Origin of the sequence: Neisseria subflava (assembly GCF_003044645.1) — a bacterium.
In the GTDB taxonomy this organism is placed as follows: Bacteria; Pseudomonadota; Gammaproteobacteria; order Burkholderiales; family Neisseriaceae; genus Neisseria; species Neisseria subflava_B.
The window spans coordinates 1-1,218 of record NZ_POXL01000019.1 but is presented as its reverse complement, the minus strand read 5'-3'; the positions used below and the strand labels follow the sequence as shown (position 1 = coordinate 1,218).

Sequence of the window (1,218 nt, the reverse complement as noted above, 5' to 3'; positions counted from 1 at the left end):
CTACAGCGTACGCGAGTATGTGACCCAGTATCTCGAAAGCGACTTCGACTTTATCAACCGTCTGTGTGAAGAAGAAGGCATCTGGTATGCCTTCGAACAGCATGAACAACATGGCGACGTAGTCGTCTTCGGCGACAGTCCCGAACACTATTTGCGCAGCCAAGGCTTACCCGTTTCCTACCGTCCCCATGCCGGACTGGAAAGCGTCGGTACCGAAGCATTATTCAACCTCAGCATCCGTCACAACCCCATCGTCGAAGGCATACGCACGGCCGACTACAACTACCGCAGTGCCGATACCGACCTCTTTGCCGAAACCGACAACAAACAGTCGGAAGAATCAGCCGACAATACCGTCTTATTGGGCAAACAGCAGCACTGGGGCCTTCATCCTAAAACAACCGACGAAGCCCAAGTTCAGACGACCCTGTTGAACGAAGCCAACCTCTGCCGTCAAACCGTCGCCAACGGTAGCGGCAACGTCGTCTCCATGACGCCGATGAAGGTGTTCCAAACCGATGTCTCCTTCCCCGAAGCCCCCGACGGCTGGCTGGTACTTTCCATGGAACACAGCGGCAGCCGCGATACCGCCTACAGCCATACCTTTACCGCCATCCCCGCCCAACTCGCCTACCGTCCCGAACGCACCACCCCGCGCCCGCATATCGACGGTACCTTACCGGCACGGGTAACTGCGGCGGAGAACTGCACCTATGCCTACATCGACGATATGGGACGCTACCGCGTCAAATTACCGTTTGATTTGGACGAATGGAGTCCGGGCGGGGAAAGCCGTCCCGTCCGACTGGCCAAACCGTATGCCGGTCCCGAATACGGCATCCACTTCCCCTTACACGAAGGCACCGAAGTGATGCTGTCCTTCGTCCAGGGTAATCCCGACCGTCCGTATATCTCCGGCGTCATGCACGACAGCGCCCATCCCGACCATATCCCTGCCGACTGGAACACAAGAAACGTCATCCGCACCTGGGCGAACAACAAACTGAGGATGGAAGACCTGCAGGGACAGGAACACATCAAACTTGCCACCGACTACCAAAAATCCCAACTCAACCTCGGCCACATCGTCGACTCAAATCGTGAGAAACGCGGAGAGAACGGCGAAGGCTTCGAATTGAGAACCGACGGTTGGGGTGCGGTACGGGCAGGCAAGGGCATACTCGTCAGCGCACAAAACCAAGACGCCGGCGGCAAAGT

General features: G+C 57.1%; 1 protein-coding gene. It reads left to right on the top strand.

What is annotated here, in order from left to right; translation table 11 throughout:
• Positions 1-19: 19 nt before the first annotated feature.
• Positions 20-1,218: type VI secretion system Vgr family protein (locus DBY97_RS11330; RefSeq protein ID WP_199900768.1), on the top strand; the 1,199-nt coding region annotated here is incomplete at its 3' end.